Origin of the sequence: Streptomyces spinosisporus (assembly GCF_022698145.1) — a bacterium.
GTDB lineage: Bacteria > Actinomycetota > Actinomycetes > Streptomycetales > Streptomycetaceae > Streptomyces > Streptomyces spinosisporus.
The window spans coordinates 134336-156697 of the sequence record NZ_JALDAX010000014.1 but is presented as its reverse complement, the minus strand read 5'-3'; the positions used below and the strand labels follow the sequence as shown (position 1 = coordinate 156697).

At 70.3% G+C, this 22362-nt stretch carries 16 protein-coding genes; 5 read left to right on the top strand and 11 right to left on the bottom strand.

What is annotated here, in order from left to right:
• Nucleotides 1-11 precede the first annotated feature (11 nt).
• The 3 genes from ctaD to MQN93_RS31160 form a co-directional block, all read right to left on the bottom strand.
• Nucleotides 12-1724, bottom strand: a complete 1713-nt coding sequence (ctaD, locus tag MQN93_RS31170) for an aa3-type cytochrome oxidase subunit I (RefSeq protein ID WP_242712190.1) — start codon at nt 1722-1724, stop codon at nt 12-14.
• A 113-nt stretch (nt 1725-1837) separates the two neighbouring features.
• Complete coding sequence (locus MQN93_RS31165) at nt 1838-2323, bottom strand: hypothetical protein (protein ID WP_242712189.1); 486 nt, start codon at nt 2321-2323, stop codon at nt 1838-1840.
• Complete coding sequence (locus MQN93_RS31160; protein ID WP_242712188.1) at nt 2320-4809, bottom strand: molybdopterin oxidoreductase family protein; 2490 nt, start codon at nt 4807-4809, stop codon at nt 2320-2322. Before MQN93_RS31160 ends, MQN93_RS31165 begins: the two co-directional genes overlap by 4 nt.
• Nucleotides 4810-5026: 217 nt before the next feature.
• Here MQN93_RS31160 and MQN93_RS31155 point away from each other — a divergent pair, with 217 nt between their 5' ends.
• Nucleotides 5027-6244, top strand: coding sequence for a DUF3103 family protein (locus MQN93_RS31155; protein WP_242712187.1), 1218 nt, complete (start codon nt 5027-5029; stop codon nt 6242-6244).
• A gap of 19 nt (nt 6245-6263) precedes the next feature.
• On the opposite strand, the gene MQN93_RS31150 is transcribed toward MQN93_RS31155, so the two are convergent.
• Nucleotides 6264-7661: an FAD-dependent oxidoreductase gene (locus tag MQN93_RS31150; RefSeq protein ID WP_016432766.1), complete on the bottom strand. Its 1398-nt coding sequence runs from the start codon at nt 7659-7661 to the stop codon at nt 6264-6266.
• 931 nt (nt 7662-8592) lie between these two features.
• Between MQN93_RS31150 and MQN93_RS31145 the strand changes: the two genes are divergently transcribed.
• From MQN93_RS31145 to MQN93_RS31135, 3 genes are read left to right on the top strand one after another with little or no spacing between them, the layout of a single operon-like run.
• The gene (locus MQN93_RS31145) at nt 8593-11460 is read left to right on the top strand and encodes an AAA family ATPase (protein WP_242712270.1); all 2868 of its coding nucleotides are present in this window, start codon (nt 8593-8595) and stop codon (nt 11458-11460) included.
• 34 nt (nt 11461-11494) lie between these two features.
• Nucleotides 11495-12037 (top strand): carboxymuconolactone decarboxylase family protein, encoded by a 543-nt coding sequence (locus tag MQN93_RS31140; protein WP_242712186.1) that lies wholly within the window; start codon nt 11495-11497, stop codon nt 12035-12037.
• A gap of 51 nt (nt 12038-12088) precedes the next feature.
• A complete protein-coding gene (locus MQN93_RS31135; protein ID WP_242712185.1) occupies nt 12089-12478 on the top strand; it encodes a TraR/DksA family transcriptional regulator in 390 nt (129 codons plus the stop codon).
• Nucleotides 12479-12506: 28 nt separating this feature from the next.
• Here MQN93_RS31135 and MQN93_RS31130 read toward each other — a convergent pair whose 3' ends face one another.
• The 6 genes from MQN93_RS31130 to hisD form a co-directional block, all read right to left on the bottom strand.
• Nucleotides 12507-14180, bottom strand: coding sequence for a glycoside hydrolase family 13 protein (locus tag MQN93_RS31130; RefSeq protein ID WP_242712184.1), 1674 nt, complete (start codon nt 14178-14180; stop codon nt 12507-12509).
• Nucleotides 14177-15040, bottom strand: a complete 864-nt coding sequence (locus MQN93_RS31125; RefSeq protein ID WP_242712183.1) for a nitrilase-related carbon-nitrogen hydrolase — start codon at nt 15038-15040, stop codon at nt 14177-14179. Before MQN93_RS31125 ends, MQN93_RS31130 begins: the two co-directional genes overlap by 4 nt.
• On the bottom strand, nt 15037-15846 hold the full coding sequence (locus MQN93_RS31120) for a carbohydrate ABC transporter permease (RefSeq protein ID WP_242712182.1): 810 nt from the start codon (nt 15844-15846) through the stop codon (nt 15037-15039). Before MQN93_RS31120 ends, MQN93_RS31125 begins: the two co-directional genes overlap by 4 nt.
• On the bottom strand, nt 15843-16868 hold the full coding sequence (locus MQN93_RS31115) for a carbohydrate ABC transporter permease (RefSeq protein WP_242712181.1): 1026 nt from the start codon (nt 16866-16868) through the stop codon (nt 15843-15845). The genes MQN93_RS31120 and MQN93_RS31115 overlap by 4 nt, the downstream gene beginning before the upstream one ends.
• On the bottom strand, nt 16865-18226 hold the full coding sequence (locus MQN93_RS31110; RefSeq protein WP_242712180.1) for an ABC transporter substrate-binding protein: 1362 nt from the start codon (nt 18224-18226) through the stop codon (nt 16865-16867). The genes MQN93_RS31115 and MQN93_RS31110 overlap by 4 nt, the downstream gene beginning before the upstream one ends.
• A gap of 86 nt (nt 18227-18312) precedes the next feature.
• Nucleotides 18313-19632 (bottom strand): histidinol dehydrogenase, encoded by a 1320-nt coding sequence (hisD, locus tag MQN93_RS31105; protein ID WP_242712179.1) that lies wholly within the window; start codon nt 19630-19632, stop codon nt 18313-18315.
• A gap of 89 nt (nt 19633-19721) precedes the next feature.
• Between hisD and MQN93_RS31100 the strand changes: the two genes are divergently transcribed.
• The gene (locus MQN93_RS31100; protein ID WP_242712178.1) at nt 19722-20639 is read left to right on the top strand and encodes a LysR family transcriptional regulator; all 918 of its coding nucleotides are present in this window, start codon (nt 19722-19724) and stop codon (nt 20637-20639) included.
• A 36-nt stretch (nt 20640-20675) separates the two neighbouring features.
• Here MQN93_RS31100 and MQN93_RS31095 read toward each other — a convergent pair whose 3' ends face one another.
• On the bottom strand, nt 20676-22352 hold the full coding sequence (locus tag MQN93_RS31095) for a tannase/feruloyl esterase family alpha/beta hydrolase (RefSeq protein ID WP_242712177.1): 1677 nt from the start codon (nt 22350-22352) through the stop codon (nt 20676-20678).
• Nucleotides 22353-22362 lie beyond the last annotated feature (10 nt).

Genomic DNA, 22362 nt, shown 5'->3' with positions numbered 1-22362 from the left:
GCCCGCTCTCCTCATGACCGTTCGCCCGTATGTCCTTCCGCGTCGATCGCGTCGCGCCTGCCGGAGTGCTGTTTCTGGTCCAGTCGGGTCACCTGTGGATGGTGCAGGTCGAAGGCGGGGGACTCGGAGCGGATGCGCGGCAGGGTGTTGAAGTTGTGGCGCGGGGGCGGGCAGGAGGTGGCCCACTCCAGGGAACGGCCGAATCCCCAGGGGTCGTCGACCTCCACCCGCTCGCCCTTCTTCGCGGTCATCCATACGTTGTAGAGGAACGGCAGAGTGGATAGACCCAGCAGGAACGCGCCGATGGAGGAGATGGTGTTGAGAGCGGTGAAACCGTCGGCGGCCAGGTAGTCGGCATAGCGGCGGGGCATGCCTGCGGCGCCGAGCCAGTGCTGGACGAGGAACGTGGTGTGAAAGCCGACGAACAGCGTCCAGAAGTGGATCCTCTCCAGCCGGTGGTCGAGCATCGTGCCGGTCATCTTCGGCCACCAGAAGCTGAACCCGCCGAACATCGCGAAGACGATGGTGCCGAACAGGACGTAGTGGAAGTGCGCCACGACGAAGTAGCTGTCCGTGACGTGGAGGTCCAGGGGCGGGGAGGCGAGCAGGACGCCGGTGAGCCCGCCGAAGAGGAACGTGACGAGGAAGCCGGCCGCCCACAGCATGGGTGGTTCGAAGGAGAGCGAGCCCTTCCACATCGTGCCGATCCAGTTGAAGAACTTCACGCCGGTGGGCACGGCGATCAGAAAGCTCATGAAGGAGAAGAACGGCAGCAGCACGGCCCCGGTGGCGAACATGTGGTGGGCCCACACGGTCACGGAGAGACCGGTGATGGCGATGGTGGCGCCGATCAGCCCGACGTAACCGAAGATCGGTTTGCGGGCGAAGACCGGGATGATCTCGCTGATCACGCCGAAGAAGGGCAGGGCGAGGATGTACACCTCGGGATGTCCGAAGAACCAGAACAGGTGCTGCCACAGCAGCGGTCCGCCGTTCTGGGCGTCGAAGACGTGCGAGCCGAAGCGCCGGTCCGACTCCAGGACGAGCAGGGCGGCCGCCAGGACCGGGAAGGCCAGCAGGACGAGCACGGAGGTCAGGAGCACGTTCCAGGTGAAGATCGGCATCCGGAACATGGTCATGCCGGGGGCGCGCATGCAGATGATAGTGGTGATGAAGTTGACCGCGCCGAGGATGGTGCCGAACCCGGCCAGCGCCAGCCCCATGATCCACAGGTCGGCGCCCACGTATCCGCTGCGGATGGGGCCGCTGAGCGGGGTGTAGGCGGTCCAGCCGAAGTCGGCGGCGCCCTGCGGGGTGAGGAAGCTGCCGAGGACGATCAGGCCGCCGAACAGGAACAGCCAGTACGAGAACATGTTCAGCCGGGGGAAGGCCACGTCCGGGGAGCCGATCTGCAGCGGCATCACCGCGTTGGCGAAACCGGCGAACGTCGGCGTCGCGAAGAGCAGCAGCATGATCGTGCCGTGCATCGTGAACGCCTGGTTGTACTGCTCGGTGGACATGAACTGCAGCCCCGGCCGGGCCAGTTCGGCCCTGATCGCCATGGCCAGCAGCCCGCCGACCAGGAAGAAGCAGAACGAGGTGATCAGATAAAGATGACCGATCTTCTTGTGGTCGGTGGTGGTCAGCCACGAGACGACCACGTGGCCCTTGCTGCGGCGGCCCGCCGTCGGGACCGGAGCGACCGGTTCGGTGTGTGTCGCCATCGATGTCCTCGCGGTTGTCGGTCGTTGTGGGGCGTGGGCAGCGCGTGACCGGACGGGGGCAACCCCTGCTCGTTCTCCCGGCCTTGGCACCGCCGGTTCGGCGGCTCACGTGGTCACAGACTCGACAGGATCTGCGGCGAGAGTTGCTTGATCATGGTGTTGGTCCAGCGCATCTGCCGCAGGGTCTGCGGGTGGCACGCGGAGGCGAGGGCGAGGAGTTCGTCGTCCTTGGTGGCCTGTGCGGCCTGGGCGAGCATTTCCCAGTGCAGTGAGTTCCGCGTGGCGTCGAGGTGGAGACCCCGCAGGTCGCGCAGGAGGAGCAGGCCGGGCTCCGGACGGCGGCCCAGTGCCTCCGCCGCCTTCTCTCTGAGCGTGGAGAGCAGACCCGAGGAGGAATCCTGGGGCGGATCGTCGACGTCGTGGTCGCGCAGTGTGTCGGCGAGGCGTTGGGCGTGTTCGGTGGACCAGCGAGCGAGGTCGGTCGCGATGTGGTGGATCTCGTGCTCGGTGCGGTGGCGCTCGGCGACCGCCGTCAGCTCTTCGGCCAGGTGCTGCTCGCCGTGATGGAGGGCCCGGAGGGTGAGGTCGATGCCGGTCATCCGATGTCCTGTTCGTCGCGGTCCCGGGAGGCGTCGGCTCGCTCGGACGCATGGGCCGGCGGGCCACCGGTCGTGGCCGGTATGGCGTCGGTTCGCGCGGGGGCGGACGCGGTGGTGGTCGGTGCCGGCGAGGTGTGGCCGTCGGCGTGTTCCACGCGCCGCAGTGCGGCCGCGGCGGTCTTGAACAGGGGCTGTTTGGAGGCGGGATCCCAGTCGGTGACGGTCGTCTCGTTGGCGGCGCGGGCGGGCGTGTCGCCGTCCGGTGCGTGGCCGGACTTGGTGTCCCAGTAGCCGTAGTGGAAGGGGACGAACAACAACCCCGGGCGGATGCCGGTGATGCGCAGCCGTCCCTGGACGGCGCCGCGCGGCGTGGACACCTCCACCAGGTCGCCCTCTTCCAGACCGAGCGCGGAGGCGTCGGAGACGGACGCCTCGACCCACACGTCGGGGGCGGCGGCGTTCAGTTGGGGCGCCCGGGCGGTCTTCGTGCGGGTGTGGAAGTGGTAGAGGGTGCGGCCCGTGGTGAGCTGGAAGGGGTGGTCGTCGTCGGGTGCTTCGTGGGGTGGCAGGTACGCCGCTGCCTTGATCACGCCTTTGCCGTCGGGGTTGAGGGAGCGGTATTCGACGACGTCGTTCGACGCGCCCGTCTCCAGATCCTTGCCGTAGCTCTCGCAGACGTCCGGGTGGGCCCAGGCGATGCCGTCGGTGTAGAGACGTTCCGTGCCGTCGGGGGCCTGTTCGTGGCACGGCCACTGGATTCCGCCGTTCGTCCGCAGCTTGTCGTAGGTGAGGCCGGTGTAGTCGCACGGCCGGCCGGCGCTGCAGCGCTTCCACGCCTCGAACGCCGACTCGGGGTCGTGCCAGGTGATCAGCGGGCCGCCGTCCTTGTCGCGGAAGTCCATGCGGGCCGCGTAGTCCAGGAAGATGTCCAGGTCCGGCCTGGCCCCGGCGGGCGGGTCGACGGCCTTGTTGCACAGGTGGACCGTGCGGTCGGCGTTGGTGCAGGTACCGGTCTTCTCGCCCCACGTCGCGGCGGGCAGCACCACGTCGGCCAGTTGGGCGGTCTCGGTGAGGAACAGATCCTGTACGACGACGAAGAGGCGCTCCTGGGACAGGACGGAGCGGATCCGGGACAACTCCGGCAAGGAGACGGCCGGATTGGTGCCGCTGATCCAGAGCATGCGGATCGAGCCCTGCTCGGCGTAGCGGAACATCTGCATCGCGTGCGTGGGCGGTGCGTAGTGCGGGATCGTCTTCGGCTCGACGTTCCACACCCTCGCCAGATCGGCTACGTGGCTGTCGTTCTGCCAGTTGCGGAAGCCCGGCAGGTCGCCGTTGGCCCCGCATTCACGGGTGTTCTGGGCGGTCGGCTGGCCGTTCATCTGGAGCACGCCCGCGCCCGGGCGTCCGAGCATCCCGCGGATCAGGTGCAGGTTGTTGATCTGTACGGCGGCCGCCGTGGCCTGGTGGGACTGGTAGACGCCTTGCAGCACCGTGGACAGCAACCGGTCGGCGGTGCCGAGGAGTTCGGCGGCCTCGCCGATCCGGGCCGCCGGCACGTCACAGATGTCGGCCGCCCACCTGGGCGTGCAGTGCCGGACATGGGAGGCGAGTTCCTCGAAGCCGACGGTGTGGGCCGCGATGTAGTCGTGGTCGACGCGTTCGGTGCGGATGATCTCGTGCAGGAGGGCGTTGAGCAGGGCGACGTTGGTGCCGCCGCGCGGTGCCAGGTGCACGGCGGACCTGCGGGCGACCTGGGTGAGGCGCGGGTCGACGCACACGAGCCGGGGCGGATCGCCGCCGTCGAGGCGGTCCAGCACGCGCATCCACTGGACCGGCTGGGTCTCGGCGATGTTGTGCCCGAACAGCGCGATCACGTCGGCATGGTCGATGTCGTCGTAGCTGCCCGGTTGTCCGTCGCAGCCGAAGGACTCCTTCAGCGCCTCGGCGGCCGTGGAGGTGCACAGGCGCGTGTTGCCGTCCAGGTGGTTGGTGCCGATGCCGGCCCGGGCCAGCACCGCGAGCGTGTAGTACTCCTCCAGGAACAGCTGTCCCGTGGTGTAGAAGCCGATCGATCCCGGGCCCCGCTCTTCCAGCAGTCCCCGGGACCGGCTGACGATCCGTTCCATCGCGGTGGCCCAGTCGCACTCCACCAGGCGCCCGTTGCGGCGGACCAAGGGGCTCGTCAGTCGGTCCGGGGAGGCGTTGGCCTGCCAGCCGTAGAGGTCCTTCGGACCGAGGCGGCCATGGTTGACCCGCTCCTGCGCTCGTCCCCGTACGCCCACCATGCGCCCGTCCACCACCGCGATGTCCATGGCGTCGCCGTCGGAGTGCAGCAGGGACGTGGCCTGCACCCAACGCTGCACCGTCCGCGGATCGACACCCTCCGCGAGGAAGGAGTCCACGCGGACGGGCCACGGCTCATGGCGGTCGTAGGGCGTACGGCCGCCCCACGGCTGCCCGATCCGGTCGACCGAAGCATGCATGCCGGCCTCCTGAGGCTGCTACGACGCCTGCCGCGCCGCGCGTCACGGGTGCCCGAAGGTCACGGTGCTCTAACCGAGCTTCTGGGTGCGTGGCTCCTTGCTTGGATGTCATGCACCCTTCATGATTGGGCGTTGAGTATCTACTCGCATAGATCCCACCAGGATCAACCGCTCCACCTGACAGCGCGCACACCCACACCGCTCCCAGGAGGATCAAGTGAGACCTGCTCAGCTCTGCAGACGCGGCGCCGTCGGCGCCGCCGCGGCATCCCTGCTCGCCCTCTCCGCCGGCCAGGCGTCCGCCGCCCCACCGGCTGCTCCTGCCCCTTCCGCACCAGCCCCCGCCACCGCCTCGGCCGTCACCACCGCACCAGCCCCCGCCACCGCCTCGGCCGTCACCACCGCACAGGACCAGGCCGCACAGGCGGTCGCCCGCTCGCTCGCCGACGGCACCTGGAGCGCCCGTCTCCAGCACTCCGCCCTGACCTCGCGGGACGTGGCCGTAACCGCGCTGGCGCGGCACGACGGCCCGTCCCGTCTCTCGGACACGCTGAGCGCGGCCGACCGTCGGATCGCCGCCGCCAAGGGCCTCGACGCCGCCGGAGCCGGATCGTTGCTGCGGCTACGGCTCGGGGACCCGTCGATGCGCGGCGCGCTGAGCGCCGGGACCGCACCCTGGGTGGCGCCGGCGACCGTCGCCGACGACGCCACCACGGCCGTCGCCTACGACAGCCGGGGCAGGGCGCACACCATCGACGCCCGCCACGCGCCCGCACGCCCGGTGTACGTCATCGACATCGACACCTCGAAGGCGCTGGCAGCCGGACTCGACGTACTCAACGGCCAACTCCAGCGCTACGGCCTGGCTTCGGCCGCACCGTCCATGAAGCCGGCCGCACCGTCCATGCAGTCGGCCACCGGCGCGCGGACGGAGTCGGCGACCGGAGGCTTCTGGACCACCCGCATCTCCGCGGTGGAGCTCTCCGACGACGAGGAGCCCTGGGTCAAGGGCGACGCCGAGATCTACACGCTCGTCACCGGCTTCGGGCAGGACGGCAAGGTGCGGGTCGACCCCGTCGACATGCCCTACCTCGACAACGACGGAACCGTCTACCGGCCCAACCAGATCCTGGTCAACTGGTCCTTCTACAAATACGACTTGGCCGACGCGGTGATGATGGAGGAGGACGGCAGCACCAACTACCGCGACCTCGCCAAGGCCATCGCCACCGCGCTGCTCACCATCACCGATCAGGGGACGTACATCCCGCTGGTCAACGCGCTCCTGGACGCCATCCCCGACGACTGGTGGACGGACGACCCCGACTACGTCGACTCGTGGTACACCCTCGCCCAGAGCGACAACGGCACACGCCAGGGAGCCCGCGGCAACGGCTGGATGACCGTCGAGCCGTACTACGTACAGCAATTGTGAAGCCCGCTTTACGGCCGTCTCATCGGTCCGTACGGATGACCGTGCCGAGGACGTCGTTGAAGGCCTCCGTCGAACTGGGGTGCGTGTAGACCGAGTTGCGGAGCTCGGTGGCGGTGATGCCGTGGCGCATGGCAAGGGCCACCGTGTTGATGAGCTCCTGGGCGTCGGTACTGAGCAGAGCGGCGCCCAGGATCTCGTCGGTGACGGCGTCGATGACGAACTTCATCATCCCGCGCGTCTCCTCGACGACGTACGCCCGGGGCATCGCGATGATCTCGGCCACCGGCTGGCTCGCGACCGTGACGCGGTGCCCCTGTGCGCGGGCCTCGGTCTCGGTGAGGCCGACCGTCGCAAGGGGCGGGGTGATGAACAGCGTGTGCGGTACGGCGACGCGGTCCTGTGTGGTGCGCGTGCCGTCCCCGATGAGCTGGTCGAGCACGATCCGGCTGTCGTCGAGGGAGATGTACGTGAACTGCGGGCCGCCGTTGACGTCGCCGAGGGCGAAGATGTGCGGCCGGCTGGAGCGGAGGTGCTCGTCGACCTCGACCGCGCCTCGGGGTGAGACACGTACGCCGGCCGCTTCCAGATTCAGGTCGTCGACGACGGGACGGCGTCCAGCGGCCACGAGGACGGCGTCGACGTCGGTGCTGTGCTTCGTGCCGTCCTGCTCGTAGACGATGGTCGTCGCGGCCGGACCGTCGTCGACCTCGAGCACCTGCGTGCCGGTCACGAGGCTGATGCCCTCCTCGCTGAGGATCGCCTTCACGGCGGCGGAGACGTCGTCGTCCTCTCGGCGCAGGATGTCCTCGGCGGCCTCGAAGACGGTCACTTCGGAGCCGAAGTGGCGGTAGATGGAGGCGAATTCGAGCCCGAGGTAGCCGCCGCCGATGATCCCGAGCCTCGGGGGGAGGGTGCTGGTCTCGATCAGCTGGGTGCTGGTCACCACGCGCGAGCTGTTCTGCAGGCCGGGGACATCGGGGACGATCGGTTCCGAGCCGGTGTTGATCAGGATGGTCTCGCCCCTGATGGTCAGGGGGCCGTCCTGCCCTTGAACGGACACGGTGTGCGGGTCCTCGAACCGGGCCTGTCCGGTGACGACGCGTACGGTGTCCATCCCGTTGAGGCCGTCGTAGTTGCCGGCGCGGAACAGGGAGGTCAGTGCCTGCACCTCTCCGACGGAGCGCTCGTACCAGTCCTGCAGCGAATCCTCCGGCCGCCGCTTGTTGGCGTGATGGACCAGCGCCTTGGTGGGCACGCAGCCGACATTGGGGCAGGTGCCGCCGTACATGTGCTGCGAACGCTCGACCAGAACGACGGTCCTGCCGAGGGCGCCCATCTGCGCGGCCACCGCCTTCCCCCCCTTTCCGAAACCGATCACCAGTACGTCTGCCTGGATTACGTCCGAGTCGATGTTCATGGCTACCGTCCAACGATGAGGCAAGGGGACCGTCGACCTTCATGAGCGCCAGGCCGCACCTGCGACTTCACCGGCGTTCCCCGTCCCTCCTGGACGCCGACCGCCGGCACGCTCGCAATGGACCTTGCCGCCGTGACCACGCCCAGCGCATCCGCCACTGGCTGGTCCACATGGCCACTGGCCACTCCACACAGGTCTGGGCCTGGGGGCCGCTACCGCTGGGTTTGGCGGGCGGGTGGGCGGTCCCGTGCGGGGGCAATCACCACTCGCCGCTTGCCGCCGGCCGAACGCCGCTGGCCGACCCGCGCCTGGCCGGACGCCGCCTCGGCAGGCAAACCCGGGTGGGACGCCGCTGGCCGACTGTCGTAGGCTGCCTGTCGGCGGCCCAGCGCCATGGGCTGCCGGTCGTCGGTCGCCCGCCATCAGTCGTCCGCCGCCAGCGGGACGCCGTTCGCTGGACGCCGTCGGTCGCCCGCCCCTGCCGAACGTCGTCGGCTGCCTACCGTCGGCGGGACGTCGTTGGCCATACGTCGTCGGCCGCCTGCCCCTGGTCGCACGCCGTCGGCGGGCAGGCACCGGCAGGACGCCACCCGCGCGACGACGGTTGGATGCCCCTGGCCGCCCGCCACCGACTGCTTGCCACGGGGAGGGGCCGCCGCCTGCTGGCGATCGTCCGCCACGGGCCGCACGCCGTCGGCTGCCTGTGGGCCGGATGCCACCAGCCGTCCGTCGCCGACGGGATGCCGCTAACCAGACGTCCCCGACCGCCGGACCCCCGTCCGAACGCCGCCTGCCGCCCAACCCGCCCAAAACGCTTGCCCCGACGGAACACCGTCAGCCGCCCGCCCCGACCCGCCCACTCCGTTCGGCAAGCCCCGGCCATCCGCCCGTCATCCTCACCTCACCTGCGCGCTAGGCTGATCCCGTGCGCATGCCCTCCCACGAGTCAGGCTGGAGCGATGGGGTGGCACTCACCGGGCGGGGGCTCGAGTGCGGTGTTCTTGATCGGCTGGTCGGTGATGTTCGTGCCGGGGCGAGTCGGGCGCTGATGGTGCATGGTGAGGCGGGGGTCGGTAAGACGGCGCTGCTCGACTATGTGGCGCGGCAAGCGGTGGGGTGCCAGGTCGTTCGGGTGGTCGGCGTTCAGTCGGAGATGGAGCTTGTCTTCGCGGGTCTGCACCAGGTGTGCGTGCCCGTGCTGGACCTGCATGACAGGCTTCCGGCGCCGCAGCGTGATGCGTTGCGGATCGCGTTCGGGTTGGGTGCCGGACCGCCGCCCGACCGGTTCCTCGTCGGGCTCGCGGTGCTGGGTCTGCTGTCCGAGGCCGCCGAGCGGCAGCCCCTGATCTGTCTGGTGGACGACGTGCAGTGGCTGGATCAGGCCTCGGCACACGTGCTGGCGTTCGTGGCCCGTCGGCTGGGCACCGAGTCGATCGGCCTGCTCTTCGCGACCCGTGCCGCCGGCGCCGACCTGAGTGGGATCCCCGAGCTCGGGATGACCGGCCTGCGGGAGACCGACGCACGTGGCCTGTTGAGCTCCGCGCTCAGCGGCCCCATCGACGACCGGGTCCGCGAGCAGATCCTCCTGGAGGCCCGCGGCAACCCGCTCGCACTCCTGCAGCTGGCCCGGGGCCTGACCCCCACCGAACTCGCGGGGGGCTTCGGGCTTCCCGGCGCGGCGCCCCTGCCCACCAGTCTCGAAGCGGGCTTCGCCCAGCAGGTCGCCGCCCTGCCCTCGAACACCCGGACACTGCTGCTCGTCGCCGCCGCCGACCCCTCCGGCGACCCGGCACTGCTCTGGCGTGCGGCCGGCCGGCTGGGTGTCGACGCCGACGCGGCGACGCCCGCGGTCGATGCCGGCCTCGCCGACTTCGGTACCCGCGTACGTTTCCGCCACCCGCTGGCCCGCACCGCCACCTACCGGGGCGCCTCGGCCCAGCAGAGGCAGGCAGCCCATCGCGCCCTCGCCGAGGCCACTGACCAGCACCTCGACGCCGACCGGTCCGCGTGGCACCGCGCGCAGGCAGCACCGGGACCGGACGAGGACGTCGCCGCCGAACTCGAACGCTCCGCGGGACGCGCTCGGGCCCGCGGCGGTCTGGCCGCGGCGTCCGCCTTCCTGGAGCGGGCGGCCGTACTCACGACCGATCCCGCCGCCCGGGCGGGACGGGCGGTCGCCGCAGCCGCGGCCAAGGTCCAGGCCGGCTTCTTCGACGCCGCTCAGGCCCTGCTGGCCATGACCGAGTCCGCATCGCTCACCCCTCAGCAACGAGCGAGCGCCGACGTGGTCCGGGCCCAACTGGCGTACAACACCTCGCGCGGCGGCGAAGCACCGGTGCTGCTGCTGAAGGCCGCCCGGCAGCTCGAACCCATCGACGTCACCCTGTCCCGGGCCACCTACCTCGACGCGCTCTCCGCGGCGGTGTTCGCCGGCCGCCTGGCAGGCCCCGGAGGACACGTCCCGGAAGCGGCCCGTGCCGCCGTCGGCGCACCCCGCTCACCCCACCCGCCCTCTGCCGTCGACCTTCTGCTCGACGGCATGGCGGCGGGGCTCGACAAGGGGTACGGGGCAGGAATCCCGTTCCTCACCCTGGCACTGTTCGCGTTCGGCACCGACATGACGGCCGAGGAGGAACTGCGCTGGATGTGGCTGGCCGCCATCACGGCGATCCGGGTGTGGGACGACGAGCGCTGGAACGTACTGTCCGGCCGCTACGTCCGGCTGGCCCGCGAGACCGGCGCGCTGAGCGAGCTCCCACTGGCCCTCACCCAGCGCGCGTACACGCTGCTGTTCGCCGGTGACCTGCCCAACGCGGCCGCCCTGATCGGCGAGTTGCGGGTGGCGCAGGAGGTCACCGGCAGCGGTCTCGCTCCCTACGGCGCCATGGCGCTGGCCGCGCTGCGCGGCGACGAGAGCGAGGTCGTCTCACTGACGGACGCCACGATCCAGGACGCCACCCGTCGCGGCGAGGGCATCGGCATCAACTTCGCCGAATGGGCAAAGGCGCTGCTCTACAACGGACTTGGGAACTACGACCTCGCGCTGAGCGCATGCCGCAACGCCGTCGCCTACGACAGGGACGTGGCCTCGCTGTGCTGGTCCCTGCCGGAAATGATCGAAGCAGCCGTACGCAGCGGACGCCCCGAAGCCGCCACCAAGGCCTTCGCACAGCTCACCGAGATGGCCAATGCCTGCGGCAGCGACTGGGCGCTGGGAGTCCAGGCCCGCTCGCACGCCCTGCTGGTCGGGGACGAGACCGCCGAGCCGCTGTACCGGCAGGCCGTCGCCCGCCTCGGCCGGACCGGCCTGCGCGTCGACCTCGCCCGAGCACACCTGCTGTACGGCGAATGGCTGCGCCGTCGGCGTCGCCGTAATGACGCGCGTGTCCAACTGGACGCCGCGCAGGGCATGTTCACCGACATGGGGGTGGCGGCGTTCGCGGCGCGGGCCGACCGCGAACTGCGGGCTGTCGGCGGACGCACGGACAGGAGTGCCGCCCGTGCAGCGGACGCGTGCCTGACCGCGCAGGAGACCCAGATCGCCCGGATGGCCCGGGACGGACTGACCAACCCGGAGATCGGTACCCGGCTGTTCATCAGCGCACGCACGGTCCAGTACCACCTGCGCAAGGTCTTCGCGAAGCTCGGCATCAGCTCGCGCAGCCAGCTGGCCGGAGTCCTGCCGGAGTCGGCGTTAGGTCCGCTCGCGTCGGCGTCGGCGGATGAGACTCTGGGGCAGAAAAGTGCGCCGGAAGGAGCTGTCTGTCGCCGACGCAGGTCAGCAGACTCGAAGCAGTGAAGCCAAGATCCTGTACGAACGGAAGGCAACTGTGATGAGTGAGCTCGCCCGTATCGAGCCGGCCGACGCGACAGGCGAGGTCGCCGACCTGTACGACCAGCTGCAGACGACGATCGGCGTCGTCCCGAACATGGTCCGCTACATGGCCAACAGCCCCGCGGTGGTGAAGGCCTGGATGACGCTGTCGGGCGCGCTCGACGGGGGCGTGCTGCCTGCGGCCGTACGTCACCGACTCGCTCTGACCAGCGCCGAGTACAACCGGTGCACCTACTGTCTGTCGGCGCACACCTTCCTGGCCAAGAACGTCGCCAAACTGGACCAGGCGGAGATCGACCACGCCCGGGACGCCGCCTCCGACGATCCCCACACGGACGCCGTCCTCAAGCTCTCCGACGCCCTCGCCCGTGGCCGCGGCTCCGTCGCCGACGAGGACATCAAGGAGGCGCGCGCCGCCGGAGTCACGGACGCGGAGATCGCCGAGATCATCGCGAACCTCGCACTGAACGTCCTGACGAACTACTTCAACCGCTTCAACGACACCCCGAACGAATACCCCGTGCTTGTCACTCCGCGCTGATGTGATCCACCGAGCTCGTCGTCGGCGCCATGCAGAGGAAGGTCGAAAGAGATGAGCGTCGAAGAGCCGCGCAACACGGTCGGTTCAGCCGAAGCGGAGGAACTGCGCGCGCGGCTCGCCGAGCAGGCCGCCTCTCTGCGCCGCCGACTCGACGAACGGTCGATCAAGGAGGAGGAGTTGCGAGGCGACTGCCTCCTCGATGCGGCGGACGTCAGCTCGGCGACCGAAGCGCTGCGGCAGCACCAGGCGGACACGGAGAACGACCGCACGCTCCTGGCACGCGTCGAGAGCGCCCTCGACCGCCTGGAGAACGGCAGGTTCGGGTACTGCGCCCGCTGCGGCACGGAGATCGACCCCGACCGTCTGCGGGCGCTTCCGCACATCGAGCACTGCCTGCGCTGCCAGACCGAGCTGGAGAGGTCACAGTCCGCCTCGCGTTGATACACGGGCCTTGTGGCCGAGGGGAGTTCTACTCCCTGACGAACCAGATCGCCGCCTCGGCGGGCAGTTGATCGCTCACCGCTGTCGAGGCGGCCAGCATCCGGGCCCCGGTCGGAAGGGGGACCGGCTCGGTGGTGAGGTTGACCAGGACCTCGACGGGGCCGTTGGCGAAGTGCAGCAGCCCGGGCGGGGACGGCAGCCAGCGCAACTCTCCCGCGCCCAGCCCGTACTGGCGGCGCAGTCGCAGCAGGCGGCGGTAGAGGCTGAGTGTCGAGTCCGGGTCGTCGCGCTGGGCGTCGGCCGCGTAGGAGGCGAAGGAGGAGGGCTGAGGCAGCCAGGTGTCGGGAGAGCTGCTGAAACCCAGGGCGGGGCCTTCGGCGGTCCAGGGCAGGGGGACCCGGCAGCCGTCACGGCCGCGGATGCGGTGGCCGGAGCGTTCCCAGACCGGGTCCTGGCGTGCGGAGTCGGGCAGGTCGGTGGCCTCGGGGAGGCCGAGTTCCTCACCCTGGTAGAGGTAGGCGGAGCCGGGCAGGGCCAGCATCAGGGCGGTCGCGGCGCGGGCACGGCGCAGGCCGAGCGCCTGGTCGGGCTGGGGGTCGTCGGCGCCGACGCCGTGCTCCAGGGCGACGGGGCCGTCGTAGCCGAAGCGGCTGGCGTGCCGCATGACGTCATGGTTGGACAGCACCCAGGTGGTGGGGGCGCCCACGGCGTCGTTGGCGGCCAGTGACTCGTCGATGACGCGGCGCAGGGCGGCCGGCTGCCACGGGGTCTCCAGGAAGCGGAAGTTGAACGCCTGGTGCATCTCGTCGGCGCGGATGATGCGGGCGGCACGCTCGGGCGGCAGCCAGGCCTCGGCGCACAGGATCCGGGGGCCGTCGTAGCCGTCCAGCAGCTTGCGCCAGGCGCGGAAGATGTCGTGGATGCCTTCCTGGTCCCACATGGGCGGCATCACGCCGTCGACCGGTTCGATGACGCCGTGGGTGGGGTACGGCCAGTCGGGCAGGCCGGAGGCCTTGACGAGGGCGTCGCAGACGTCGACGCGGAAGCCGTCGACACCCCGGTCGAGCCAGAACCTGAGCGTCGTCTCGAAGTCCTCCCGCACGGCGGGGTTGTCCCAGTTCCAGTCGGGCTGGCCGGGGTCGAACAGGTGGAGGTACCACTGCCCGGGGCTGCCGTCGGCCTCGGTGACTCGGGTCCAGGCAGGGCCCTCGAACATCGACGTCCAGTCGTTGGGCGGCAGGCTGCCGTCAAGGCCGCGGCCGTCGCGGAAGTGGAACAGGGCCCGCTCCGCGCTGCCGGGCGCTGCGCTCAACGCCGCCTTGAAGGAGGGGTGTTGTGCGGAGCAGTGGTTCGGGACGAGGTCGACGACGACGCGGATGCCCAGTGTGTGGGCGCGGGCCAGCAGGGCGTCAAAGTCGCGGAGGGTGCCGTAGCGCGGGTCGACGTCGCGGTAGTCGGCGACGTCGTATCCGCCGTCCACCTGTGGGGACGGGTAGAACGGCGAGAGCCACAGGGCGTCGACGCCGAGATCGGCCAGATGGTCGAGGCGGGCGGTGATGCCGGGCAGGTCACCGGTGCCGTCGCCGTCGCTGTCGGCGAAGGAGCGCGGGTAGATCTGGTAGATGACGGCCGTGCGCCACCAGGTGTCGTCCGCCGCGTGGCCGGCGGCGGCCGGCGCGGGCGTGAGGTCGGCTGACGTCATAGCTGGGGGCTCTCCTGGGCGTAGAGGTCGGTGCGGCGGTCGCGGAGCAGGTCGTTGTGCGGGGAGAGGGACTTGTCCCGGGCGAGGTGGAGGAAGACGTCGGTGACGGCCCGGTGTCGTGTCCCGTCGGTCGCACCCGCGGTGGCGGTGATCCAGCCGTACTGGTTGATGACGGACGTCCCCTGCGTCCACGCCTGCCCGCGTTCGGTGCCGCTGCGGTCGGCGCAGGCGATGTAGACGCCGTTGGCACGGGCGGCTGCCTGGGCCTGGACGATCTCGGCGGGGCGTTCGCCGTCCGGACGCTCCTCCAGGGGCCAGTTGGTCGGTACGGCGATCAGGTCGGCGCCCGCCGTGGCCAGTCGGCGGGACATCTCCGGGAACTCCAGGTCGTAGCAGATCAGCACGCCGATACGGCCGTGCGGTGTGGTGACGACGGGGGCCATCTGCTCGCCGGGGGTGAAGAACAGCGTCTCGCGGTCCCACAGGTGGGTCTTGCGGTACACGGCACGTACGCCGTCTGCGTCGACGACGGCGGCACTGTTGTACAGCGTGGGGCCGGCGTCCTCGCAGAAGCCGAGGACGGCGACGGTCCGGGTGCCGGCCAGCAGATTGGTGAGGTCGGCGAAGAAGGCGTCGGAGGGGGTGATCGCCGTACGCCGTGCCTCGTCCGTGTCGGCGAACACGTAGCCGGACGTGGTGAGTTCGGGCAGGACGACGATGTCGGCGCGGTCGGAGCGGGCGCGGCGGACGGCGTCGAGGGCCAGTTCCATGTTGTGGGCCAGATCGCCGACGCGCGGCGCGAGTTGTTCGCACACCACACGAGCGACGCCGCTGTCCGGGTTCAGGGCGGGCGCGGTCACTTGACGGCTCCTTCGGTCAGTCCGCTGATCAGGCGCCGCTGGAGGAAGACGTAGGCCAGCAGCACCGGCAGGGCGACCAGTACGGCGGCGGCCGCGGTCACGGCCGGGTCGCTGGAACGGGCTGCCCCGGAGAAGAAGGACAGCGCCAACGGCACGGTCTGCACCGAGGGGTTGTCCGGGACGAGGATGAGCGCCAGGAGGAACTCGTTCCACGTGAACAGGAACAGCACGGTGCTCAGGGTGGTGATCGCGGGCCCCGCGATGGGCAGGACGACCAGGCGCAGGCTCTGCAGGCGGCTCGTGCCGTCGATGCGTGCCGCCTCCAGCAGCTCCACCGGGACGGAGGCGAAGAACGACCGCATCCACAGCACGCCCAGCGGCACCGACAGTGCGATCTGCGGCAGGATCAACGCCCCGTACGTGTCGATGAGATGCCAGCCGGTGAGCATCTCGTACAGCGGCAGCACGGTCACCTCGTAGGGCAGGACAAGACCCACCAGGAGCAGTGCCACGATGACCTTGCCGCCGGGCACCCGCATGGTGGCGAGCGCGTAGCCGGCCAGGGCGGCCAGCACGACGGTGACGACCACGACGGTGACCGACACCAGTGCGCTCGACAGCAGGGCGGAGCCGAACCGGCCCTGGGTCCAGGCCGTGGAGTAGGCGGTGAAGGAGAGGCCGCTCGACGAGCCGGTCACTCCCTGCAGGGACGAGACGACGATCGACGCCAGAGGGAAGACGGCGACGACGGAGGCGAGGACGAGCAGCGCGTGGGTGGCGATGCTCTCGCTTCGGGCGATCCTCATGACGAGTGCACCTTCCTGGCCGGCGTGCGCGGCCCGGTGAACCGGCGGCGCGGCCCTTCGCGTTCGCGCAGCGCCAGCTGGACGACCACCACGACGAGGAGGATGACCACGGTCAGCACGATGGCCAGGGCGGAGGCCCGGCCGAGCATGCGGTTCTGGAACGCGTCCTGGTAGACGTACAGGCTCGGGACGGTCGTGGTGGTGCCGGGGCCGCCCCGGGTGGTGTTCCAGATCAGGTCGAAGTTGCGCAGCGCGAAGGTGATGGTGAGGATCAGCGCGATCGAGATCTGGGGGCGCAGGGCGGGCAGGGTGATCGCGAAGAACTCCCGCACCGGCCCGGCGCCGTCGAGGCGGGCCGCCTCGTAGGTGGAGCGGTCGATGGCGACGATGCCGCTGAGGAAGAGCACCATGCACAGCCCGTACTCCACCCAGCTGCCGATCACGCCGATCGATGGCAGGGCGGTGTCGAAGTCGCCCAGCCAGCTGGTGGCGAACCGGCCCAGTCCCACGGCCCGGAGCACCGCGTTGGCGGGGCCGTCCTCGGCGAGCAGGTTCCGCCAGGCGACGGCGACGACGACGCTGGACAGGATCTGCGGCAGGAACAGCACTGCCCGGAACACCGTCAGGCCGTACACCCGGATCCGGGACATCGCTCCCGCCAGTAGCAGGCCGACGCACACCGGCAGTGCGGCGTAGAAGAACAGCAGGACCAGTGAGTGCAGCAGTGCGGCGCGCAGCTGGCTGTCGGTGAAGACGGCCGTGTAGTTGCCCCAGCCGACCGGCGTGCCCACGGTCAGACCGTCGTAGTCGTAGAACGAGTACCAGACCGAGATGCCGATGGGGTAGAGCACGAAGACGCCGAAGAAGGCCAGGGCCGGGGCGACGTACAGCAGCGAGGTCCAGTGCAGGGAGGACAGGTAGGTGAGGGGGGAGGGACGGCGTCGTCGTCCGCCGGTACGGTTGGTGGAGGCCGGTGCCGAGGCGGCGGTGTCGCGTCCGGTGGTGGGGGCAGCGGTGCTCATCGTGCCTGCCTCGCCGTCCGCCAGGAGTCCTGGACCGCCGTCATGAACGCGGAGCTGCTGGTGCGGCCGGACATGACCTCCTGGAGCTTGCCGCCCATGACGTTGAGCATGTCGGTGGCGGTCCAGTCGTAGTAGCCGACCTGGGTTCCGGCGGCGATGGTGCGCTTGAGCGCGTCGAGGGTCTGGCTCTGCAGGCTGTTGCCGCCCTTCACGCCGTCGGTGACGACCGGAAGGCGGCCGGTGTCGAGGATCTTCTGACCGGTCTGCGGGGTGTGCAGGGCGGCGAGGAAGGCGACCGCTGCCGGGGTGACCTTGGAGGAGGCGGAGATGTGCCAGGGCGAGGCGGTGGCGCCGGCGCCGCCGGTGGTCAGGGCGCCGAAGCCGAACTTCTCGGGGTCGAGCGTGGCGCCGTTCCACGAGCCGCCGACGAAGAAGACGCCCGAGCCCTTGGCGAAGCGGGTGACGGCATCCTCGTTGCTCAGACCGTTGTAGCCGGAGCCGAAGTAGCCCTTCTTCGCCCAGTCGGCCATCGTGTCGGCCGCCTTCGCGTTGCCGTCGGTGACGAAGGTCGTGCCCGGTTTGCCGCCGATCCAGTCGCGGATCGAGGCGGGCGTCTGCTCGGTGACGGCCAGGTCGGAGAAGATGTGGGTGGCGGCGTACTGGTCGCTGTTGCCCAGCATGATCGGCTGCTTGCCGGCCTTCTTGACGACGGGCAGGTCCTTCTCCAGGTCGGCGAGGGACTGCGGGGGCTTCAGACCGAGCTCCTTGAGCTGGGCCTTGTTGTAGTAGATGCCCTGGACCTCGCTGATGGGCGACATGCCGTAGAGGTTGCCGTTGCCGAACGCGGTGCCCGAGCCGTTCCAGCGGGCGGGGGCCAGGGTGCTGGCACCCGTGCCCGTGATCCAGCCGTAGGCGGCCGCCACGTCGTCCAGCGGGCGCACCAGCTTCGCCTTGACCAGAGCGCCGTCGACGGCGTAGCCGATGTTGCCCTCGAACAGGTCGGGCGGGTTGCTGCCGGAGGCGGCGTTGACGACGGTGGCGACGAGGTCGTCGAAGCTCTTGTAGGTGATGTCGACCTTGACGTTCGGGTACTTCTTCTCGAAGGCCGGCACCAGGGATTTCATCAGGGGCTTCTCCGCCTGGTCCGCCCACATCCGCAGCGTGACCTCGCCGAGGTCGGCGACCTGCGCGGGGGTCACCGGGTCGGTGACGGCGAGCTGGTTCGCCCCTGCGGGGCTCTTGCCCGCCCCGGGCGGGCTGCATCCGGCGCATGCCGCCAGGGCGGCCAGCGCGGTGACCGCGGCGGCGACCGGGACGAACCGGCGCGGGCCCGCCCCTTCACGACGTACGGATTTCATGGGTGCACCGGTTCTCTGTACGGGATCACTGGCTCGGGATGTGGGGGACTGGGGGGCTCGGGGATGTGGGGGACTGGCGGGCGGGGTCAGCCCGCGTAGGTGCGCAGCCGCAGGGTGGCCGTGGCCTCGTGGGCGGACATGCCCTCACTGGCGGAGATGACCTCCACAGCCTCGGCGAGGAGCGGGGTCGCCTCCCGGGCGACGCGCTGGTAGGTGAGCGGCTTGAGGTAACGGGAGACGGAGAGACCGGCGCTGTGCTTCGCGCCACCCGCGGTCGGCAGGGTGTGGTTCGTGCCGGCCATGCCCTTGTCCGAGTAGGCCACCGTGCTCCAGTGACCGAGGAAGAGGGAGCCGTAATTGCGCAGCGCGTCGTGGTACCAGTCGTCCTCGGCCGTGTGGACCTCCAGGTGCTCGGGGGCGAACTCGTCCATCACCGCCACGGCGTCCTCCCGGCTGCCGACCAGGACGACCGAGCCGTGGTCGCGCCAGGCGGGGCCGCAGATGTCCCGCGTCGACAGGGTCGCGAGCTGGCGCTCGACCGCCGCGATGACGTCCCGTCCCAGTTGCTCGGAGGTGGTGACGAGGGCGGCAGGGGACGTCGGGCCGTGCTCGGCCTGACCGAGCAGGTCCGCCGCGACGGCCTCGGCGTCGGCCGTCTCGTCCGCGATGACCGCGACCTCGGAGGGGCCCGCGAGCAGGTCGATGGCGACCGTGCCGAACAACTGGCGCTTGGCCTCGGCCACATAGGCGTTGCCCGCGCCGACGATCATGTCGACGGGCGCCCGGTCCAGCAGGCCGAACGCCATGGCGGCAAGGGCCTGCACACCACCGAGGACGTAGAGGTGGTCGATCCCGGACACATGGGCGGCGTAGGTGACGGCGTCGTTGGCGCGGCCGTCCGGCTGCGGCGGAGTGCATCCCAGCACCGTCGGGACCCCCGCGACCTTCGCGACGCCCACCGTCATGAACGCGCTGGCCGTGAGTGGGAAGCGCCCGGCCGGCAGATACGCGCCGACCGCGCCGACCGGTACATAGCGCTGCCCGACCAGCAGCCCGGGAGCCAGCTCCTCCTCGAAGTCCGTCAGGTGCGCACGCTGGAGCGCGGCGAAACGCCGGGTGCGCTCGGCACCGAGCTCGATCGCCTCCCGCAGGTCCTTGGGCAGCCGGTCGCCGCTGCGGGCCACCTCCGCCGCACCGAGCTCGACCGGGCCGTCGGACTGGCCGTCCAGGGAGCTCGCATAGCGGCGGATCGCGTCCATGCCCTGGTGCTCGATCTCCGACAGCATGCGGCTGACGGTCTCGATCACCTCGGGGTCGCGCTGGGCCGGGGGAGCGTCCACACCGGGAGCCTTGAGCAGGGTGAAACGGTCGGCGAAAGCGGTGGTGAAGCGGTGGCTCAATTTCATACAGCTGAGCCTGAAGCAGCGGCTTCCCAAGGACAACCCTGAATTGTCCTCGACCCTCCATAGGGCTGCCCTATGGCATGATGCCCGGTATGCCTCCTTCCTCCGCCGCCGCGATCACCCTCAACCAGTTGCGCGCGTTCCTCACCTCTGCGCGACTGGGTACGTTTTCGGCCGCCGCGACCGAGCTGCGAACGACCCAGCCCTCGGTGTCGGAACTGATCAAACGCATGGAGGAGCACTACCGGGTGCCCCTGTTCACCCGCGGCCCCCGCCGGCTGGTCCTGACGGCCGCGGGCGAGGAACTCATGCCCTACGCCCAGCAGGCGATCGAAGCGGCCGACGGCGCCGACCGCGCCCTGCGCTCGCTGACCTCGCTCGACGGGGGCGTCGCCACCTTCGGGCTGCTGCGCAACGCCAACTACTACTTCCTGTCCGAACTGCTGGAGACCTTCCACGCCCGTCACCCCAAGGTGCGGTTGCGGATCGTCGGCCTGAACTCCGTCGAGGTCGCGGAAGCCGTCAGTGCCGGGGACCTGGAAGCGGGGCTCGTGGTCCTGCCCATCGACGCCGAGGGGCTCGACGTCACGCCCCTCATGCGGGACGAGGTCGTCTACGCCTCCGCCGACCCCGAGCGCACCGCACGGCCCGTCACCATGTCCGACCTCGCGCAGGCGAACCTCATCCTCTACGACGCCCACTACGGCTGGCGGGACCCCACCCGGCGCCAACTCGCCGACCGCGCCCAGGTGGAGGGCGTCACTCTGTCCGCCGCCATCGAGGTCGAGCACGTCGAATCCGCGCTGCACATCGTGAGCCGGGGAGCCGGAGACACGATCGTCTCCCGCGCGGTCGCCCGCAGTCGCGTCTTCCCCGACACCCTCCACACCGTCGGCTTCGCCGAGCCCCTCTACGACACCATCGCGGTCGTCCGCAGACAGGGCTCGGTGCTGTCACCGGCGACGCAGGAGCTCACCCGCCTGGCTCGACGGATGCTGCTGGCGCACTGAGGACGGACCCCCGGGAGTGGACCGGTCCCGTGCCCGTCAGCGCGTGCAGACGAAGCTGGACGCGTCGTTCGGATCGCCGGTGCGGTACCTGGGCCAGTCCGGATAGTCGCACAGCGGCCGGGTGCGGTGACGGGTCGTGTCGGTCACCGTGGGATGCGCGGGCGCCCGCCCCTTCTCCACCCAGCGTTCGAGTGCCGTCAGGGAGTCCCAGCCGGCGGCGAACGCCGGTGTGCCGAAGTTGGCGTGGTTCGCGCCCGGCACGACGTAGTACCGCATGAAGCCACGGGTCGTCCCGGCACCCAGCAGGTCACGCACGCGCCGGTAGTAGTCGCTCGTCGAGCGGGGCGAGACCAGCTCGTCCGCGGCGCCGTGGAGCAGGATCAACTTGCCGCCCGCGCGGGCGAACGGACCGAGATCCGCGTTGTTGCGGTCCTCGACCGTGGACAGCCGGCTGATGCGGTCGAGCCATGTCCCGGGATGCCGTGGATCGACGTCGAGGGAGTTGTGGTGCGGGTCGCGGGTCAGGAAGTACTTGACCCACTGGTCCCAGTACTGCATGCCGTAGCCGCTCGTCGCGGGCATGGGATCGGCCGGCGCAGTGTCACCGAATCCGAGGAACGGAGTCCTCATGTCGGCCCCCGACAGGAACGGGAAGCCCGGGTACTCGGTCTCGCCACTGGCGATCCGGTACGGCCACCTGAACGGGGAGGACATGGCGATCACGGACCTGATCTGCGGGTCCGACAGACAGGTCGGACCCGTGTCGGCACCGCCCGGGCAGCGAAGGACGTGCGGATCGAAGCCGCAGCCCTGCGGGTTCGAGACGACGTTGTCCCTGACGCCGTCCAGACGGTCGCACGCGCTGATGACGCTGTCGTACAGGAGCGTCTGCTTCTCGGGTCCGGGGAACGCGCCGGGGCGGGACAGGACTTGGGTCAGGTAGCCCAGATCCAGGATCTCGCTGAGGTTGTTCCAGGCGGGGTAGGCGGAGATCACTCCGTCGAACGCCTTCGGCCACCGCTGTGCGACGACGAGAGCCTCCCGACCGCCTGTCGACCCTCCCGCGAAGTAGACCTCGGCAGGATGTGTGCCGTAGGCCTGCCGGATGAGGAACAGGCTTGCGTCGCGCGTCTTCTTGAGTGCGTCACCGGCGGCGAAGTTGGTCAGGGCCTCGTCGTTCATCCCGAACGAACCGTCCAGGCTGGGCGGGGCGGTCGGGCTCTGCTGGTGACCGGAGTCACTGGCGAAGGTCGCATAGCGCCGGGCCAGCGGGGCGGGCTGGTCGGCGGGGCCGAACGGCACGTTCTGCGTGAGGTCGGGGATGGTGCCGTTGTAGCCGCCGCCACCGAACATCAACGCCTTGCGGTTCCAGCCGTGGGGCAGGTCGATCCGCGCCTTGATGTCCGGCGCAGAGCGGTCCACGGGGAAGATGTCGACGTCGACCTGGCAGTACTGGATCGTGCGACCACTGACCACGCTCGTCATGGCCGCCGTCGACTCGACACGGCCGCCGGTCGTCGGCAGGCTCATCGCCGAGGCCGGGATCGTCATCCCGTCCAGCGCGGCACATCGCGGCACCGTCGGTGAGGCGCCGGCCGACGCGGTGGCGGGCCCGACCCCGAACAGCCCTGTCGCGCCTGTCAGGATGACCGCGACGGCCAGCACGGCACGCCGACGAAGTCTCGCCCCGCTTCCTGCTGTTGATCTCTTCACGTCGGCCACT

What these genes read in the sequence shown, in the direction of transcription:
- ctaD (WP_242712190.1), bottom strand. Translation starts at nt 1,724, where the DNA reads ATGGCGACACACACCGAACCGGTCGCTCCGGTCCCGACGGCGGGCCGC.
- MQN93_RS31165 (WP_242712189.1), bottom strand. Translation starts at nt 2,323, where the DNA reads ATGACCGGCATCGACCTCACCCTCCGGGCCCTCCATCACGGCGAGCAG.
- MQN93_RS31160 (WP_242712188.1), bottom strand. Translation starts at nt 4,809, where the DNA reads ATGCATGCTTCGGTCGACCGGATCGGGCAGCCGTGGGGCGGCCGTACG.
- MQN93_RS31150 (WP_016432766.1), bottom strand. Translation starts at nt 7,661, where the DNA reads ATGAACATCGACTCGGACGTAATCCAGGCAGACGTACTGGTGATCGGT.
- MQN93_RS31145 (WP_242712270.1), top strand. Translation starts at nt 8,593, where the DNA reads ATGCCCTCCCACGAGTCAGGCTGGAGCGATGGGGTGGCACTCACCGGG.
- MQN93_RS31140 (WP_242712186.1), top strand. Translation starts at nt 11,495, where the DNA reads ATGAGTGAGCTCGCCCGTATCGAGCCGGCCGACGCGACAGGCGAGGTC.
- MQN93_RS31135 (WP_242712185.1), top strand. Translation starts at nt 12,089, where the DNA reads ATGAGCGTCGAAGAGCCGCGCAACACGGTCGGTTCAGCCGAAGCGGAG.
- MQN93_RS31130 (WP_242712184.1), bottom strand. Translation starts at nt 14,180, where the DNA reads ATGACGTCAGCCGACCTCACGCCCGCGCCGGCCGCCGCCGGCCACGCG.
- MQN93_RS31120 (WP_242712182.1), bottom strand. Translation starts at nt 15,846, where the DNA reads ATGAGGATCGCCCGAAGCGAGAGCATCGCCACCCACGCGCTGCTCGTC.
- MQN93_RS31115 (WP_242712181.1), bottom strand. Translation starts at nt 16,868, where the DNA reads ATGAGCACCGCTGCCCCCACCACCGGACGCGACACCGCCGCCTCGGCA.
- MQN93_RS31110 (WP_242712180.1), bottom strand. Translation starts at nt 18,226, where the DNA reads ATGAAATCCGTACGTCGTGAAGGGGCGGGCCCGCGCCGGTTCGTCCCG.
- hisD (WP_242712179.1), bottom strand. Translation starts at nt 19,632, where the DNA reads ATGAAATTGAGCCACCGCTTCACCACCGCTTTCGCCGACCGTTTCACC.
- MQN93_RS31100 (WP_242712178.1), top strand. Translation starts at nt 19,722, where the DNA reads ATGCCTCCTTCCTCCGCCGCCGCGATCACCCTCAACCAGTTGCGCGCG.